The sequence below is a fragment of the Arthrobacter sp. zg-Y877 genome (genome assembly GCF_030373105.1).
GTDB lineage: Bacteria > Actinomycetota > Actinomycetes > Actinomycetales > Micrococcaceae > Arthrobacter_B.
Genome location: NZ_JAUCPU010000003.1, coordinates 357,815 through 371,724 on the forward strand (window position 1 = coordinate 357,815; position 13,910 = coordinate 371,724).

14 protein-coding genes are annotated in these 13,910 nt (G+C 65.5%); 6 read left to right on the top strand and 8 right to left on the bottom strand.

Annotation, left to right across the window (positions count from 1 at the left end; translation table 11 throughout):
* Positions 1 to 99: 99 nt before the first annotated feature.
* Positions 100 to 1,713: a bifunctional phosphoribosylaminoimidazolecarboxamide formyltransferase/IMP cyclohydrolase gene (gene purH / locus QNO03_RS09120; protein ID WP_289603041.1), complete on the bottom strand. Its 1,614-nt coding sequence runs from the start codon at positions 1,711 to 1,713 to the stop codon at positions 100 to 102.
* Between the two features lie 193 nt (positions 1,714 to 1,906).
* Entirely contained in the window at positions 1,907 to 2,293 is a 387-nt protein-coding gene (locus tag QNO03_RS09125) for an endonuclease domain-containing protein (RefSeq protein WP_289603042.1), read from the bottom strand.
* A 702-nt stretch (positions 2,294 to 2,995) separates the two neighbouring features.
* On the opposite strand from QNO03_RS09125, the gene QNO03_RS09130 reads away from it, so the two are divergent.
* A complete protein-coding gene (locus QNO03_RS09130; protein ID WP_289603043.1) occupies positions 2,996 to 4,348 on the top strand; it encodes an MFS transporter in 1,353 nt (450 codons plus the stop codon).
* A 7-nt stretch (positions 4,349 to 4,355) separates the two neighbouring features.
* Here QNO03_RS09130 and purN read toward each other — a convergent pair whose 3' ends face one another.
* Positions 4,356 to 4,934, bottom strand: coding sequence for a phosphoribosylglycinamide formyltransferase (purN, locus tag QNO03_RS09135; RefSeq protein WP_289603044.1), 579 nt, complete (start codon positions 4,932 to 4,934; stop codon positions 4,356 to 4,358).
* Positions 4,935 to 4,974: 40 nt separating this feature from the next.
* On the opposite strand from purN, the gene QNO03_RS09140 reads away from it, so the two are divergent.
* Positions 4,975 to 5,400 carry a hypothetical protein gene (locus tag QNO03_RS09140; RefSeq protein ID WP_289603045.1) on the top strand — a complete coding sequence of 142 codons (426 nt, stop codon included), beginning with the start codon at positions 4,975 to 4,977 and terminating at the stop codon, positions 5,398 to 5,400.
* Here the strand turns inward: QNO03_RS09140 and QNO03_RS09145 are convergent.
* Together QNO03_RS09145 and QNO03_RS09150 are read right to left on the bottom strand one after the other, a co-directional pair.
* Entirely contained in the window at positions 5,397 to 6,647 is a 1,251-nt protein-coding gene (locus QNO03_RS09145; RefSeq protein ID WP_289603269.1) for a cell division protein PerM, read from the bottom strand. The genes QNO03_RS09140 and QNO03_RS09145 overlap by 4 nt on opposite strands.
* A 116-nt stretch (positions 6,648 to 6,763) precedes the next feature.
* A complete protein-coding gene (locus QNO03_RS09150) occupies positions 6,764 to 7,510 on the bottom strand; it encodes a sulfite exporter TauE/SafE family protein (protein ID WP_289603046.1) in 747 nt (248 codons plus the stop codon).
* A 22-nt stretch (positions 7,511 to 7,532) separates the two neighbouring features.
* Here QNO03_RS09150 and QNO03_RS09155 point away from each other — a divergent pair, with 22 nt between their 5' ends.
* The 3 genes from QNO03_RS09155 to QNO03_RS09165 all read left to right on the top strand — a co-directional run bounded on the left by QNO03_RS09155 (position 7,533) and on the right by QNO03_RS09165 (position 9,610).
* Positions 7,533 to 8,168, top strand: coding sequence for a DUF1684 domain-containing protein (locus tag QNO03_RS09155; protein WP_289603047.1), 636 nt, complete (start codon positions 7,533 to 7,535; stop codon positions 8,166 to 8,168).
* An 83-nt stretch (positions 8,169 to 8,251) separates the two neighbouring features.
* Positions 8,252 to 8,800 carry a GNAT family N-acetyltransferase gene (locus QNO03_RS09160; protein ID WP_289603048.1) on the top strand — a complete coding sequence of 183 codons (549 nt, stop codon included), beginning with the start codon at positions 8,252 to 8,254 and terminating at the stop codon, positions 8,798 to 8,800.
* Between the two features lie 12 nt (positions 8,801 to 8,812).
* On the top strand, positions 8,813 to 9,610 hold the full coding sequence (locus QNO03_RS09165) for an MSMEG_6728 family protein (RefSeq protein WP_289603049.1): 798 nt from the start codon (positions 8,813 to 8,815) through the stop codon (positions 9,608 to 9,610).
* Between the two features lie 45 nt (positions 9,611 to 9,655).
* On the opposite strand, the gene QNO03_RS09170 is transcribed toward QNO03_RS09165, so the two are convergent.
* From QNO03_RS09170 to QNO03_RS09180, 3 genes are all read right to left on the bottom strand, one after another.
* Positions 9,656 to 10,552, bottom strand: coding sequence for a hypothetical protein (locus tag QNO03_RS09170; protein ID WP_289603050.1), 897 nt, complete (start codon positions 10,550 to 10,552; stop codon positions 9,656 to 9,658).
* Positions 10,549 to 11,220 carry a DUF6318 family protein gene (locus tag QNO03_RS09175; RefSeq protein ID WP_289603051.1) on the bottom strand — a complete coding sequence of 224 codons (672 nt, stop codon included), beginning with the start codon at positions 11,218 to 11,220 and terminating at the stop codon, positions 10,549 to 10,551. Before QNO03_RS09175 ends, QNO03_RS09170 begins: the two co-directional genes overlap by 4 nt.
* A gap of 167 nt (positions 11,221 to 11,387) precedes the next feature.
* Positions 11,388 to 12,101 carry a hypothetical protein gene (locus QNO03_RS09180; RefSeq protein ID WP_289603052.1) on the bottom strand — a complete coding sequence of 238 codons (714 nt, stop codon included), beginning with the start codon at positions 12,099 to 12,101 and terminating at the stop codon, positions 11,388 to 11,390.
* 337 nt (positions 12,102 to 12,438) lie between these two features.
* On the opposite strand from QNO03_RS09180, the gene QNO03_RS09185 reads away from it, so the two are divergent.
* Positions 12,439 to 13,884, top strand: coding sequence for a stealth family protein (locus QNO03_RS09185; protein ID WP_502874577.1), 1,446 nt, complete (start codon positions 12,439 to 12,441; stop codon positions 13,882 to 13,884).
* Positions 13,885 to 13,910: the final 26 nt, after the last annotated feature.

Here is a 13,910-nt window from a genome sequence, read left to right on the forward strand (position 1 = left end):
GTCCAACTATGCCACAGCCCACTATCCGCACCCTAAACAGAGGGACGGCGGATTACCCGTACCGCCCCTCTGTTCCCGCCGTCCACGACGGGGTCTGCGTCAGTGGAAGAAGTGCCGCGCTCCGGTGAAGTACATGGTGATGCCGGCGGCGGCTGCCGCTTCAATCACTTCGTTGTCCCGGATGGACCCGCCGGGCTGCACGACGGCGCGGACGCCGGCGTCGGCGAGGATCTGCAGTCCGTCGGCGAAGGGGAAGAACGCATCGGATGCGGCCACGGAGCCGCGCGCACGGTCGTCGCCGGCCCCGCCAAGGGTATTGGCGCGTTCGACAGCGAGCCGGCAGGAATCCACCCGGTTCACCTGTCCCATTCCCACACCCACGGCGGCACCGTTCTTCGCCAGCAGGATGGCGTTGGACTTGGCTGCGCGCACGGCGGTCCAGGCAAAGGCAAGGTCGGCCAGGGTGGCGTCGTCCGCTGCTTCGCCCGCGGCAAGGGTCCAGTGTGCAGGGTCATCGCCTTCGGCCTGCAGCCGGTCTGCCTTCTGGAGCAGGACGCCGCCCGAGACCTGGCGGAATTCGGTGTCGCTGCGTCCATAGCCGTCCGGCAGCGCCAGCAGGCGGATGTTCTTCTTGGCCGACAGGATGTCCACGGCTTCCGGCTCGAAGTCCGGCGCAATCACCACTTCCGTGAAGATGTCCTTCACGGTCTGCGCCATGCCGGCCGTCACGGTGCGGTTGGCGGCGATCACCCCACCGAAGGCCGAAACCGGATCGCAGGCGTGGGCCTTGGCATGTGCGTCGGCAATCGGGTCCGCGGCGTCGGCGGAGGCAACCGCTATGCCGCACGGGTTGGCGTGCTTCACGACGGCGACGGCCGGCTCGGTGAAATCGAAGGCGGCCCGCAGGGCGGCGTCGGCGTCCACGTAGTTGTTGTAGGACATGGCCTTGCCGTGCAGCTGGTCGGCCTGGGCGACGCCGGGCCGGGCAGCCTTGTCCACATAGAGCGCGGCGTCCTGGTGCGGGTTTTCGCCGTAGCGCAGCACCTCTGCGCGTTCCAGGGCCAGGCCGGTGTAGGCAGGCCAGGTGCTGGCTGCATCCGTTCCGTCCCCGAACTGCTCAGCCGTCCAGGTGGCGACGGCTGTGTCATAGGCGGCGGTGTGGGCGAACGCTTCGGCGGCCAGCCGGCGTCGTTCCGTGAGATCGAACCCGCCCTCGGCTGCGGCAGTGACAACGTCGGAGTACTTGCCCGGATCCACCACCACGGCCACCGAGGGGTGGTTCTTCGCGGCGGCACGGACCATTGACGGTCCGCCGATATCGATCTGTTCCACGACTTCGTCCTGGTCTGCACCCGAGCGGACGGTCTCCACGAAGGGGTAAAGGTTTACCACCACGAGGTCGAAGGGTTCGATGCCCATCTCCTCCAGCTGGGCCACGTGGTCTTCGCGGCGTCGGTCGGCCAGGATTCCGGCATGGACCCGGGGGTGCAGCGTCTTGACCCGTCCGTCCAGGCATTCGGCGAAACCGGTGACTTCCGAAACCTCGGTGACGGCGATGCCGGCGGCCGCAATCTGCTTCGCGGTGGAGCCGGTGGACACGATGCTGACGCCGGCCGCAGCGAGGCCCCGCGCCAGCTCCGTCAGGCCGGTCTTGTTGTACACCGAGATCAGCGCCCGGCGGATGGGAACACGGTCGGGGACGGGATTGCTCACAACTGACACTCCAAGTGGTCGATGATCGGTGCGCGCAGGCCGTGGGGCCCTGCGAGAAGTTTATGCCCTCAGCAATTGGCGCTCCCGGGCCGCGAGTAACAAACGAAAGTGCAGTAGTTTCCGAATCCGGGATCGAGAGTGCAGTAGTTACCGATTTTCCGACGAAAAACGGTAACTACTGCACTCTCGATGGTCAGACGGACTGTCCGGGACGCCATCCCCGGTCCAAAAGCGTCCTGCGGATCTTCTCCACCGTTGCGGGCGCGTTCTCCTGCCGGAGATGCTTCTTCGTGAAGCGCAGGACCACCCATCCCACTTGGCGCAGCCGGTCATCCCGCTCAATGTCCCGATGCCACTGGGCCGGATCCAGCAGATGGTGTTCACCCTCGTACTCCAAGGCGATCCGCAGCCGCCGGTACTGCAGGTCGGGACGGGAGATGGCCCTGCCGTCTGGTCCGGCAATCCACTGATTGACCTCTGGCTCCGGCAGGCCTGCGTTGTGGATGAGGAGACGCAGGCGTGATTCCGGCGGAGAGTCCACGCCGGGACGGAGCAATTCCACGGCCGCCCGCGCGGTCAAGATACCCCGGCCACCTTTTCGGCGATCAATCATTCTCCGGAGGTCTTCCACGTGGCAGAGGGGATCAGCACGAGCGAGGAACCCACCCCGCGGCGGTGCATCCTTGAGCCGCAGCAAGGAGTCTCCAGCGGCAACGAGGTCAGCAAACGGGAGCACTGCAGCGAGGTCACACCAGGTCCAGGCTGGACTTGTCACCTGGAGGCCTTGAATCCGCACCACGTCTTCCTGCCGAAGTGACGCATGATGGCCAACCACGCCTTGGCGCCGCGGCTGGCTTAGCCGTAACGGGCGGGTGAGATGCAGTCCTCCGGCCTGCGCCCGACTAGGCAACCACATACCCCAGAGAACGGCCGCCGTGGTGTGGCTGGCGACTGTGGGTCCGCCCTCCGGAGCGAGTGCCCGCACATGGTCCGGCAACCCAGCCGGCAGAGAGGACACCGATCGAAGGCCCCGGCCCGCGGCGTCGAATTCCTTCCGGCGAAGGCGTGGGGCGGTGATGCCAAGGGCACGCGCCTCGTCGAGAGTGAAGACAGGGCCGGGGAACACGTTGCGGCGGGGGCCGGGTATGCCCGGTGGATGTTCAGCCACGGCACCATTTTGTGAGACACCGAAAGCCGCTACCGCGTTATCCACAGGTCTCCCCCGGGTGCATGTATTGTTTTGCCGAACCCACGCACCTCCCTTCCGAAAGGCACCATGCCGATGTCCGTCACCAATGCCCTGCCCACCGGAGACCAGGTGGTCCAAAATCTGCCGTGGCGGTGGAGAGTCCAGGGCAAGATCTTCCTCATCGGCGGCCTCGGTTTTATGTTCGACGCCTGGGACGTCACGCTGAACGGCGTCCTGATTCCGCTCCTGTCAAAGGAATGGGATCTTGCTCCCGCACAGGCGGCGTGGATCGGAACGGCCAACCTCTTGGGCATGGCGATCGGTGCCTTTGTCTGGGGTTCCATTGCGGACGCGATCGGGCGGAAGCGGGCCTTTTCCGCGACCCTGCTGGTGTTCTCGATTTTTACGGTGCTCGGCGCCTTTTCCCCGGATATTGTCTGGTTCTGCGTTTTCCGCTTCATGGCGGGCTTTGGTCTGGGCGGCTGCGTTCCGGTGGACTACGCCCTGGTGGGTGAGTTCACGCCCAAGAAGCAGCGCGGGCGCGTGCTGACTGGAATGGACGGGTGGTGGCCCGTGGGCGCCGCACTGTGCGGTGTCACCTCCGCGGTCATCATGGCCACCTTTGCCGATTGGCGCTACACCATGCTGGTTATGGTGATCCCTGCTTTCCTGGTCTTCTGGGTGCGGCGCTCGGTCCCTGAATCTCCGCTCTACCTCGTCAGGAAGGGCCGTACGGAGGAAGCCACCACGGTGATTGATGATCTGGTGCGGCGCACCGGCGGAACCCAGACCGAATGGACCCTCCCCGAACCGCAGGCCCCCGAGAAGCTGTCCCTGGGCACGATGGGCACCCAGCTCGCGGACCTCTGGCGGTTCAGCACCAAAACCACCATTGCGGCCTGGTCCCTGTTCCTGACCATCCTGCTGGTCTACTACCTGGCCCTGCAGTGGATGCCGAAAATCCTCGTCGACGCCGGGTTCGCCGAATACCGCGCCTTCCTGACCACCTCGGGGATGGCCGCCGTCGGCCTGCTGGGTGTGGTTGCCGCCGCGCTGCTGGTGGAGAAGGTCGGCCGGAAGTGGATCCTTGCTGTCACCGGCCCGCTCTCGGCCGCCATCCTCGTGGTGGTGGCGCTGGTGGTGGATGTCCCCACGGCGGCCACGATCTGGCTGCTGGTGTACGGGTTTGTGGTGCAGGTGGCCATCCCGGTGCTCTACGCCTATGTGTCGGAGCTCTACCCCACCCATCTGCGCGGCAGCGGCTTCGGCTGGGCGTCCACCATTTCCCGGATCGGTGCCGGTTTCGGTCCGCTGATCTTCGTGTCGGTGCTTTGGCCCTACCTCGGCCTGCCGATGTCCTTCGCCCTGGCCGGGATCCTGGTCCTGCTGGCCGTGCTGTGGATGGCCCGGTTCGCTCCGGAAACCAAGGGAGCGGCGCTGGACTAGCCGGTGGTTACAGGGACGGCAGGCCCTCGCGGCTGATCCGGTCCAGGGTTTCGATAAGAAGCCTCCGTTCCTGTACCTTAATCCGTTCGTGCAGCGTTTCCTCGGTGTCGCCGTCGAACACTTCGACGGCGGCCTGGGCCAGGATCGGACCGGTGTCGACGCCGGCGTCGGCCCAATGGACCGTACAGCCGGTGACCTTTACGCCGTAGGCAAGCGCGTCACGTACGCCGTGCGCGCCCGGGAAAGACGGCAGCAGGGCCGGGTGGGTGTTCAGGTACCGTCCCTGGAACCTGTTGATGAAGTGTTCGTCCACAATCCGCATGAAGCCGGAGGAGAGCACCAGGTCCGGCTCATACGAGGAGACCTTCTCAGTGAGCGCCCGGTTCCAGTCCGCCCGGACCGGATAGTCCCGGAAGGGAACCACAAAAGTCGGGTAGCCGGCGTCGGCGGCGCGCTGGACCCCGTAGGTGCCGGGGCGGTCCGAGCCCACGGCCGCAATCTCGACGTCGAGCCTTCCCTCCCGGACGGCGTCCAGCACTGCCTGAAGGTTGGAGCCGGTGCCGGACACGAGGACAACGATGCGCATGCGTCAACCATAGGCGGCGGCGTCGCCTAGGGTTAAACCCATGAATGACGGCACGCAGAACCAGACCTCCACTCCGCCCGCGACCGGCAGCAGCCACCCCGGGCCCGAGCAGAAGCGCAACGCCGTGCAGTACGTGCGCGTGTTCTGGCTGCTGGTGGCGGCCATGCTGCTGAGCAGCAACCTGGTGCTGCCGTGGAAGTTGTTCCCGCTCGCGCTGGGTGTTGCGGCCCTGGTGGTCGGCGTCATTGCCCTGGTCAAGCTGGCGCGGCGCCGGATGGGCCCGGCCATGCCGATTCTCGTCTCCGTCGGCCTGCTGGTCGCGGCCCTCACCACCCTGGGGCTGGCCGGCATGGTCCTGCTCTGGGATGAGACTGCGGCCTACGAGACCTGCATGCGCTCCGCCCTCACCCTTGACGGCGTGGATGCCTGCGAGGCCGAATACCTGCCCTTCCAGCAGATCCGCTAAGCGTCCAGCTTCGGTTCACGCTCGAGCCACGGGCCCACGGCGTAACCGATGACGACGCCGACCGCCACTTCAGCCGCGACCCACAGTCCCAGGCAGAGCGGATCCGGGCCGAGGCCCACAAAGCGTCCGATGCCCAGCGATCCAAGGGCCAGCCATGCTGCGCCGGCGGCGAGCAGTCCGGAGACCAGACCCACGATCAGCCCGAGCGCCAGCGTCGACACCGGGGCGGTAAACCAACGGGCGCGGATCTTGATGGAGAGCCACTCGTCGAAGTGGTTTTCCCCTTCCCGAAGGAACCACCAGCCGGCGAGGATGCCGGCCAGTACCGGGATCAGCAGCGCCACGCAACCGTATTCCATGCTCCCCACCGGCAGGGCGGCCAGGACCGGAAGCGCGGGCAATGGACCTACCGTGGTTTCCAGCGGGCTGATCATGCTGCCGGTTCCGAGGGAGAAGCCGGCACCCGACGCCCAGCCGAGGGTCCAGACCACGAAGTTGGGCATCAGTCCCAGTTCCACCACGGTGAGCACCACGCCGCCCACCACACCGGCGTCGAGCCGTTCATAAACCGACGCGATCGAGGCCCAGTTCATCGCCAGCGCTGCCACCAGGAGCACGGCGGAGAGGCCGAGTGCGGCGAGTATGCCCACCGCTCCGGCCCGCAGTGCGGCCCACAAATAGGAGCCGGCCCAGCGGGAATGCTGGCTGGTGCGGGCAATCCAATCCGTCAGGTCCATGCCGATAAGCCGCACCCACGAACCGGCTTCAATCCGGGCGCCCACAATGACCCCCGCACCGGCGGCGATCAGGGGAACCAGGGCTCCGGCTGTCAGGGATATCCGTACGCCGTCGGTGCTGCTGAAGTACGCCGCTGCGGCGCCGAGAAGCGCATACGTTCCCAGAGCGCCCAGCAGCGCCTGCCACAGCTGGTCGGTGTAGCAGGCACGCGCCAGCCGGCGACCTGCCCGCCAGGACAGGAAGAACGGAACCAGCGTCAGCCCCAGCGGGAAGAAGGAGAGCAGCCCGGAGGCCGGGTCCGAACCCAGTTCGCCTGCGGGGAAGCTCAGGGACAGCGGCACGCCGTGGATCAGCAGCCAGGCCTGTCCGCCGAGCCGGGCCACGGAGGGGAAGTCCAGATCGGTGAATCCGTGGGTAAGCCACACGCCTGCCAGCGGCAGGAGGACCAGCAGCGCTGATAGCAGCGCGGCCTGGCCCAGTTCGAACGTTCCCTGCAGCCAGAGCGGCATGGGTGGCACGCCCGGCTTCTTCGGCCGCAATAAAATTTTCATCGCTTCTATCGTGCCATCCGGCTTGGTGCAGCCCGCTGAGGTGCCGGCGTGAGTCGGATAACGGCCGGTTGTTCCTAGAGGTCGATCAGGCCCTTGGTGAGGGCGGCGGCGGCACCGATGAACGCAATGACAATCACGGCGAGCCGGGCCTGGTCATCACGGATGAAGCGCTGCAGTTTTTCACCTGTGTAGATGCCGCCCACAATCATGAGTCCGATCAGCGCCCATGCCCACGGCTGGAACGGCGGCACCTGTCCCGGGTCCAGCAGCAGCTTGGAGGTCAGGGTGACGATGGCGATGGTGACAAAGAACGGCTGCAGGGTGGCGGCGAACGGCCGCTGCGGCCAGCGGGACAACAGCGCGTACACGCTCACGGCAGGACCGCCGACGCCGGCCAGCGCGTTCGTGATTCCGGAGGCGAATCCAGCCACGGCTTTGGAGACGTTTCCGGTCAGCACCAGGGAGGTGCGCTGCAGCAGCAGGGAGATGCTCAGGGCTACGAGGACGACGGCGCCCACGGTCACGGCCAGCGGCGCTGCCGGCAGATATACCGCGGCAGCGGAGGCCGGCACGCTGGCAATGACTGCGGGAATGGCCAGCCAGCGGTACATGGACCAGTCCACGTCCCGCCACACGCGGCTCATGATCAGCAGCGAGGAGACCAGTCCGCAGATGTTCACCATCAGCACTCCCCCGTGGGAGCCGAGGATGATCACGAGGAACGGGGAAATCAGGAGCGCGAACCCCAGGCCGGCGATGCGCTGGGCGATGGCACCGATAAAGACGGCGCCTAGCACCACGATGAGGAGTCCGGTAGTCACCCGAACACACTACGCTGGAAGAATGGTATCTTCCGTCACAGCCCTTGCCACCGCCGATTGGCGCCGTAACATGTTCGCCCTTTATGAGCAGGCCAGGCGCGCTGCCGAGGGCATCTCGCCGTCACACGCCCACGCCTTGTGGGCCACCGGGCGGGACCGTCTCTTCGGCACCCACCCGGCGTCGCCCCTTCCCGAGGACGTGCGGCGCCGCTTCCGCGGGCTGCAGACCGCCCGCTACGATCCCGCGTTCCGGTTCGAGGCCGTGATTGACGACGCCGGTGCCGGGCAGACGATGGAAGTTGCCACCGGGACGGACGGCGTGGTGCCGTTCACCCGGCTTGGCACGGTTGCCGTTGACGGTGTGGGCAACCTGGCGGTGTGGCATCTCGACACCTACGGCGGCGGGATTTTCATTCCCGTCCGGGACGCCACCTCCGGCAAAGACGGCGGCAGCTACGGCGGCGGGCGCTACCTGCTGGACACCATCAAGGGCGCCAATCTTGGTGCCGGTGAGCTGCCCGGCAGCTTGGTGCTGGACTTCAACTTCCTCTACAACCCGTCCTGTGCCTACGACGAGGCCTGGGCCTGCCCGCTGCCGGGGCCGGACAACACCGTCGCGGCTGCCCTGCACGTAGGCGAGCTGTACGCACGCTACTGAGTTTCTGCTGGACTCCGTCCGGTCTCGCGGCTGGTCTCGCAGCCGGACGGGGTCACGCACCCGCGCGTGCCTATGCTGGAAGGGTGCAAGCTTCCATCTCCTCCGCAACACCTGAAGATGTGCCCGGGCTCGCCGAATTGGCTGCCCTCACCTTTCCGCTCGCCTGCCCGCCGGAAGTAACTCCGGAAGACAGTGCAGCGTTTGTGGCGGCGAATCTTTCCGCCGCACGGTTCACCGGTTTCCTCGCTGACGAGTCCTGCAAAGTGCTGGTGGCCCGGCAGGACGGCAGGCTCCTGGGGTACTGCCTGCTGGTGCTGGCACCGCCGTCGGACCCGGAGGTGCTCGAGTCGCTGGAGTCGGGTCGTCCCTCGGCCGAACTGAGCAAGTTCTATCTGCATCCGGACGTGCACGGAAGCGGGCTGGCAGGGCAGTTGATTGAGGCTGCTGCGGGCGCGGCGGAATCCGTCGGCGCCCGGTCCCTCTGGCTTGGCGTCAACAACCGAAATGTGCGGGCCCAGTCCTTTTACCGCAAATCGGGGTTCCAGACCTCCGGACGCCGATCCTTCCAGGTGGGCGGGCATACCTTCCGGGACCTGATCATGGTCCGGCGGCTTGGCACCGGACCGCAGTGACAGACTAGGCCCGTGCAGACCTTCCTTCCCTATCCGAGTTTCGCCCGCAGCGCCGCTGTCCTGGACCAGGCGCGGCTGGGTAAGCAGCGGGTGGAGACGCTGCAGCTGCTGCGCGGCCTGGTGGTTCCCGACTACGGTTGGCAGCGCCACCCCGCCCTGCTGATGTGGAAGGGCTTTGTGCCGGCGCTCACCGCCTACGGGCTGGCCATGACGGACGAGTGGGTTGCCCGCGGACATGCCGATACCGTCCGGGACCAGATCCTGGAGTTCGCTCCGGATGCTGCGGCGGAGGCCGACGTCGACCTTCCATCATGGATCGGCAACGAGGAGCTGCACCGCAGCCACCGGTCCAACCTGATCACGAAGTCCCCTGAGGTCTACGGTCCGTTATTTCCGGATACCGACGGCGGGCTGCCGTATGTCTGGCCCTCCCCTGCCGACGTTCCCGATCCGGTGGATCCGGATCCCAGCGATGCGCTGTGGGTGGCCCGTGCCGTGCCCGACGGCGATGCTGCCGCGATTGTCCTGCCGATGCTTTCCGTGAAGGGGGCTCCGATCACCGGCAAGAAGGGCCGGCAGCTGGTGCGGCTGTTGGAGGATATGGACGACGGCGATCCGGTGGCTGTCCTTTCTCCTGCAGACAGGAACACACTGCTGTTGGGCCGTGCCGGTCCGGTGGAGCTCACGAACGATACGGCCGTGCGGCCAGTGAAGCTGACCGGAGAAATTCCCCGCTCTGCGTTCGCGTATCCAGCCGTGCTGCAGGACCCCCGGACGCTCTTTGCGGTGCCGAGGCCGAATTCCGTGTAGCAACTGTCATCGGTCCTGCCCCGCAGCAGGACCTTTTATGGGGACCTAGCAACCCACACCGTTCGGGTTGACCAGGCAGTTATCCGCGACGCTGCGGGTTTCGGCCCGCCACACGCGCAGGGTCTGCGGTTCGGAGGACACGGCGGCGCGGCCGTCGATGGGAATCATCGGTCCGCCGTTCACCGAGTAGGTTCCGGAGAAATGAACAGTGGCCCCCACCTGGTAATCGCCGCTGGCGGCATATTTATGGCTCGTCCTGGTCTGCTCTCCCCACCGGTCCTGGGACAGCGGCGCGCCCGGACCGGCTGTGGGACCGTACACAGTCCCGTCGCCGTAGTTCAGTTCGAACTCGGTGGGAGTGGCAACAATTCGTATGGTCTGTTCCAGCAGGACCATCTCGAAAACCTGCTCAGCGGCCTCGACGTAGACGTTGGTTTCCATCCCCACCAGGGTGTGCGGGCTGGGCTGCAGGACCACCTTCCCGGCGGCTATCGGGCGTTCCTGAAAGGCAGTGAGGATTTGCTGCTGAATCTGCTCACCGATGTCCACGGGTTCTTCGGAATAGATGCAGGACGGGGTATCGCTGACCCGCAACCAGGTGGCCGGATCGGTGTTCCTCAGGCCGGAAAACCAATAAACAAGCCGACCGTCTTCACCTGCCGTACACGCGTCCTGGTTACCAGCCAGACACTCTAGGTATCCCGTCGTATCGTCAAAGCAGACCAGTTCGAAACGGTAGCCAAAGGGATTATCCGGGATGCCGATCGGCATCGAAGTCCACATTCCGCTGTCAGGATCGCGCTGATAGGCGGCAGAACCCCCGACGTTACTTCCGCCAACGAAAGAGCCCTCACCAGCAGTATCGCCCCCTCGACCGACCATTGGAAGCATCAACAAAGCTGCAGCCAACACCCGGTGAATCTGGACCTTTTTCATCCTCATGGCACATTGGTCTTCATCGTGTCGATGAAGAGCAGGGTCCATTGTCCATCTGCATAGCTTGCCTCGAACAGCTGCACTGCCGGGGCCGTATCACCGTCATCGATACCCTGGAGACCGGAGGGACCGTAGAACTCCATATCTCCTTGCTGGAGCATAACCAATACTTGAAAACGTCCCTGCGGGGTCAGAACAAATTCTGAATAGGCGTCCTTGACTTCGATGTGACCTTGGGCCATCCAGTCATCACCAATGAATCCTTGTTCAACGGCTTCGTAGTAGTTCAGACAGGCGGCGCAATCCGGGCTGCTAATCGCCTGAACCGGTCCAACATCCCCCGTCTCATAGCCGTAATTGACCAGGTCGTACCAATACTTCGCGAACGCCTCCAGGCCCTCCTTCGACTGGACCTTCGCCTCCTCCGGCATCACCGGCAGTGGAACGTTCTCCGCCGGACCCTCAGCCGAAGCCGGCTTGTACATGGCGCTGGGCGTCGGACTTGGTGTCGGCGTCGGTGTGGAAGCCTGGCTAGACGGCGTTCCACCATCCCCCGAATCGCCGGAATCGCCCGACGCGTCAGTGCAGGCCGTCAGGAACAGCATCGGAACCACAACTGCCGCAGCCACAAATCTCAGCCGCACGGTACAACGAAGCGCAGTACTTCTGAACATTCGAAAACCCCCAGGAGGTGGGTCGGCCGCGAGACAGGATCAAGCACTCGATCAGGCCATGATAATCAGCCCGCCGCAGGGCCTACCCACTTATCCACATGCCACCAGAGTGCTCAACAAAGCCAAGCTACTTATGGGTTTGTTGAAGGACCCCGGAACCCCGGCCGCTACCGAGCGTTGCGCAGTGACGTCAGCATCTCCTTCAGATCCTGGTATTCCTGCGTCTCCCGGTACTGCTCGGCGCCGTCAAGATAGTCCTCCACAGCTTCCGGCCCGTCCGCAGTTCCGGCAGCATTCCCGTACTCCCCCGCGAACCGGCCGCCGCTGGACTCGGTCAAGGTAAAGAAATCGAACAACCCGCACTGCACCGCCTGGGGCTCTCCGCTCACCACCGCATAGGTTGCCTGGGCACCCCAGGGGCCGGCCGGCGCCAGGGAACGGTACACAAAACGCTGATCGGTCCCCTGCTTCGACTCCAGTCCCGGCATCGGGACACTCTCGTATTCCTCATAGGAGGCGGGTTCCGCAGGCGCGGTGCAGCTCAGGTCGGTGATGATGCCCGTATCCAGCTGGGCCAGCACCCGGCCGCCGTCGACCACCTGCAGGGACACGCCGCCCAACGGATCGTTGGCCCGAGACGGCAGCTCCACGACCTCCCAGTCCGACGGGTGGTCAAAGCGCAGGCTGCCGTCCACCGTCGTGTAGCTGGACCATGCATCGGCGGAGTCCGACGACGTCGGCCCGGACTGGGGCGGCGGAGCGCAGGATGAGATACTGGTGAGGAGCAATGCTGCCGCGATCAGGGCGCTTTGAGGGGCAAAACTGTTACGCGTGATGGCTTTTCGGGCGGTGCTGCTTCGGGCGGTGTTACGGTATCCCACATCGACTCCCGGAATGTCCGTGTCCGAAATCAATGCTACTGGCGGCCTACAGTTGAGCACATAGCGCCCGGAGCATCTCGGGCGCTTCCCGAAGGACCCCGCCGGATGACCGGCAAGCAGCTCCCGTGCAGCGCAGCACTCAACCAGCGCCTGCATTGCGGGCGCCGAACCGTCATAGGAGGTTCCCATTACCGATACAGCCGCCGAACACGATGTCTACTTCGGAGCGCCGGAACCGGATATCGCACCGGAGTCCCTCCAGCCCGCTTCGCCTGCCGTGCTCCACCGGGTGGAGCAACGCCCGAACGTCGCCTTCGTCAAGGGCCGCCTGGCCCTTATGGACACCGGGCTCACGCCGCACGAGGCGATGGTGGCGGACCTGCTGTTTGTCCGCCGGGTGCTCGACGACGCCGGCATCGCCTACCTGCTGGTGCGCGGCAACGACCAGCGTCCGGTCATCGCCGTCGACCTGCGGATGCGCCAGCAGCTGACGAAGGCACTGGTCGACGCCTGCCGCGACGAGCCCTTCTACGCCCGCACCGTGGATACCAAAAAGAGCCGCACCCTGCTGATTGCCGACGGCAGCCTCTCCGCCAGCGACAAGGCCCGCATCATCCGGGTGTACCGGCCGAGGGCCTTCACCGGCACCAATCTGCTGATCTCGGGTGCAGCCGGTGTGCAGATTGAACTTTGGGACCTGGACGGCGAGAACATCACCCTTCCGGTGGAAAACTCCCTGACCCGCCGCACGCTCCCCGCCTCCGAGGTGGTCCGCGGCACGGTGGAAAAGCACGGCCTGGTCTGGCCGACCATCGAGAACATGTTCGCCGACCACGCCACGGATATCCGGTTCGACATCGATCTGGTCTTCTCCTGGGTGGACGGCAGTTCCCCCACGTTCCAGGCCGCCCGCGCCGCCCGGATGCAGGGCGCCGTTGTGGGTGAAGGGGATGACCACGAAGCCCGGTTCCGGCAGATCAACGAACTGAAATACGCGCTCCGGTCGGTGCATATGTTCGCACCCTGGATCCGCCGGATCTTCATTGCCTCGGATTCCCCGCGGCCGGACTGGCTGGCCGACCACCCGTCCGTCACCTTCGTTCCGGCGGCGGAGCACTTCAAGGACCCGGGGGTGCTGCCCACCCACAATTCCCAGGCCGTCGAAGCCCAGCTTCAGCACATACCGGGACTCGCGGAGCACTTCCTGTACTCCAATGACGACATGTTCTTCGGCCGGCCGGTTGCCCCGGATATGTTCTTCTCCCCCGGTGGGATTACGAAGTTCATTGAGGCCAACACCCGGATCGGCCTCGGCGCGAACGATCCCGAGCGCAGCGGCTTCGAGAACGCGGCCCGGGTGAACCGGCGCCTGCTCTGGGAACGTTTCGGCAGGGTTACCACCCGCCATCTGGAACACTCGGCCGCTCCCCTGCGCCGCAGCGTCCTGCTGGAAATGGAGGAGGCTTTTCCCGAGGAGTTCGCCGCCACTGCGGCCAGCACATTCCGGGCCAAGGACAACATTTCCGTCACCAATTCGCTCTATCACTACTATGCGCTGCTCACCGGCCGGGCGGTCACGCAGGAGACGGCGAAGGTCCGGTATGTCGACACCACCAGCTACGCGGGCCTGAAGGTGATGGACAGGCTGCTCGCCAAGCGGCACGTGGACATGTTCTGCCTCAACGACGGGAGCTTCCCGGAAGTCCCCGCCGAGGAGCGGACCGCACGCGTGACGGAGTTCCTCGAAAAGTACTTCCCCATCGTGGCTCCGTGGGAGAAGTAGCGGGTTAAACGACGACGGCGCCGGCG